Genomic DNA, 1,509 nt, shown 5'->3' on the forward strand with positions numbered 1-1,509 from the left:
CCCCCACATCGACCAGCGCGACCTCGTCCGTCCCCAGCTCCGCGTCCACGGCGTCAGCAGCCGCTGCACCCCCAGCAACAGCAGGTCCGCGACCACCGCCAGCACCACGCACAGCACCGAGGCGGCCAGCACCTGCGCCTTGAAGAACGTCGGCAGCGCGTCCTCGATCAGATTGCCGAGCCCGCCACGCCCCACGATCGACCCGACGGTCGTCAACGCGATCGTGGACACCGTCGCCATCCGCAGACCGGCCATCAACGCCGGCAGCGCAAGCGGGAGTTCCACCTCCCACAGCATCCGGCCCGAGCCGTACCCCATGCCCCGCGCGGCCTCCCGCGCCTCCGCCGGCACCGCCTCGAGACCGGCCAGGATGTTCCGCACGAGGATCGTCAGCGAATACAGCACGAGCCCGGTCACCACCAGCGCCGCCGACAACCCGAAGAACGGCAGCAGCAGCGAGAACATCGCCAGCGACGGAATCGTGTAGAGCAGCGTCGTCAGACCCAGCACCGGACCCGCCCACCGCGGCCGCGCCCGGGCCAGCAGCGCCAGCGGGAACGCCACCAACAGCCCGATCACCACGGACACCACGGTGATTCCCACATGCTGGAGCGTCGCCTCGGTCAACTCCCCACTACGGGTGCGCAGATACTCCCCGCAGATCCAGTCGTTCGTCACCAGGCAGTTCGCCGCCGCCATGAGCCCTCCCCCCGCCGCCCGCAGTCCGAACGTACGTATGACCCGACCCTAGCCCTCGTAACCGACAATCACCGAGGACCGCCACAATGCGGCAACACGCCCTTCACACGCCCCCGGCCGGAAGGGGACAGAATGGTGAACCATGATCCGGTTCGAGCACGTCACCAAGCGCTACGCGGACGGCACCACCGCAGTCGACGACCTCTCCTTCGAGGTCGCCGAAGGCGAACTGGTCACGCTCGTCGGCCCGTCCGGCTGCGGCAAGACCACCACCATGAAGATGGTCAACCGGCTCATCGAACCCACCGCGGGCCGCATACTCCTCGACGGCCAGGACATATCCGCCGTCGACCCCGTCCGGCTCCGCCGCCGCATCGGCTACGTCATCCAGCAGGTCGGGCTCTTCCCCCACAAGACGGTCCTCGACAACACCGCGACCGTCCCCCACCTCCTCGGCGCCCCCCGGGCCAAGGCCCGCGCCCGCGCCGCCGAACTCCTCGAACTCGTCGGCCTCGACCCGAGGAAGTACGGCCCCCGCTACCCCGAACAACTCTCCGGCGGCCAGCGCCAGCGCGTCGGCGTGGCCCGCGCCCTGGCCGCCGACCCGCCCGTCCTCCTCATGGACGAACCCTTCGGCGCCGTCGACCCCGTCGTCCGCGAACACCTCCAGAACGAGTTCCTGCGCCTGCAGTCCCAGGTCCGCAAGACCGTCCTCCTCGTCACCCACGACCTGGAGGAAGCCGTCCGCCTCGGCGACCGCATCGCCGTCTACGGCCACGGCACCATCGAACAGCTCGACACCCCCGCCAC

The 1,509-nt window shown here is 70.0% G+C and carries 2 protein-coding genes; one reads left to right on the forward strand and one right to left on the reverse strand.

From position 1 onward, the window contains the following. The coding region (locus EAO71_RS36690; RefSeq protein ID WP_147982115.1) for an ABC transporter permease at positions 1–699 on the reverse strand (699 nt) is incomplete at its 3' end. Between the two features lie 142 nt (positions 700–841). Here EAO71_RS36690 and EAO71_RS36695 point away from each other — a divergent pair. Then, the coding region (locus tag EAO71_RS36695; protein WP_147982116.1) for an ABC transporter ATP-binding protein at positions 842–1,509 on the forward strand (668 nt) is incomplete at its 3' end.

Origin of the sequence: Streptomyces sp. MS191 (assembly GCF_008042125.1) — a bacterium.
In the GTDB taxonomy this organism is placed as follows: domain Bacteria; phylum Actinomycetota; class Actinomycetes; order Streptomycetales; family Streptomycetaceae; genus Streptomyces.